Here is a 1,120-nt window from a genome sequence, read left to right as displayed (position 1 = left end):
CAAGCACCCCATCGGGGTCTTGCGTATGTCTCCCTAGAAAGGAGGTGATCCAGCCGCACCTTCCGATACGGCTACCTTGTTACGACTTCACCCCAATCATCGCCCCCACCTTCGACGGCTGGCTCCTTGCGGTTACCTTACCGGCTTCGGGTGTGAATGACTTTCGTGGTGTGACGGGCGGTGTGTACAAGGCCCGGGAACGTATTCACCGCAGTATGCTGACCTGCGATTACTAGCGATTCCTGCTTCATGCAGGCGGGTTGCAGCCTGCAATCCGAACTGGGACTCTGTTTTTGGGGTTTGCTCCAGATCGCTCCTTCGCGTCCCTCTATTAAGAGCCATTGTAGTACGTGTGTAGCCCAAGCCATAAGGGGCATGATGACTTGACGTCATCCCCGCCTTCCTCCGCATTGTCTGCGGCAGTCTCTCCTGAGTCCCCACCCTTACGTGCTGGTAACAGAAGATAGGGGTTGCGCTCGTTGCGGGACTTAACCCAACATCTCACGACACGAGCTGACGACAGCCGTGCACCACCTGTTTTCTTGTCCTCCGAAGAGGAAAAAGGCATCTCTGCCTCGTTCAATCAATGTCAAGGCTTGGTAAGGTTCTTCGCGTTGCGTCGAATTAAACCACATACTCCACCGCTTGTGCGGGCCCCCGTCAATTCCTTTGAGTTTCAGCCTTGCGGCCGTACTCCCCAGGCGGGATACTTATTGCGTTAACTCCGGCACAGAAGGGGTCGATACCTCCTACACCTAGTACCCATCGTTTACGGCCAGGACTACCGGGGTATCTAATCCCGTTTGCTCCCCTGGCTTTCGCGCCTCAGCGTCAGTTGTCGTCCAGAAAGCCGCTTTCGCCACTGGTATTCCTCCTAATATCTACGCATTTCACCGCTACACTAGGAATTCTGCTTTCCTCTCCGACACTCCAGCCTGCCAGTTTCCGTCCCATCACGGGGTTGAGCCCCGCACTTTTAAGACAGACTTGACAGGCCGCCTGCGCGCCCTTTACGCCCAATAATTCCGGACAACGCTTGCCACCTACGTATTACCGCGGCTGCTGGCACGTAGTTAGCCGTGGCTTTCTCTTACGGTACCGTCACTATCTATGGGTATTG

Annotated in this window: 1 rRNA gene; it reads right to left on the bottom strand. The window is 55.4% G+C overall.

Going from position 1 to position 1,120, the window contains the following annotated elements:
• Positions 1-37: 37 nt before the first annotated feature.
• Positions 38-1,120: ribosomal RNA gene (locus tag BLR11_RS13890) — 16S ribosomal RNA — on the bottom strand; the annotation flags it as partial.

Source organism: Megasphaera paucivorans (assembly GCF_900103535.1).
Classification (GTDB): domain Bacteria; phylum Bacillota; class Negativicutes; order Veillonellales; family Megasphaeraceae; genus Megasphaera_A; species Megasphaera_A paucivorans.
Note: the sequence above shows the minus strand (reverse complement) of the source record. Positions and strands in the feature narration are given on the sequence as shown.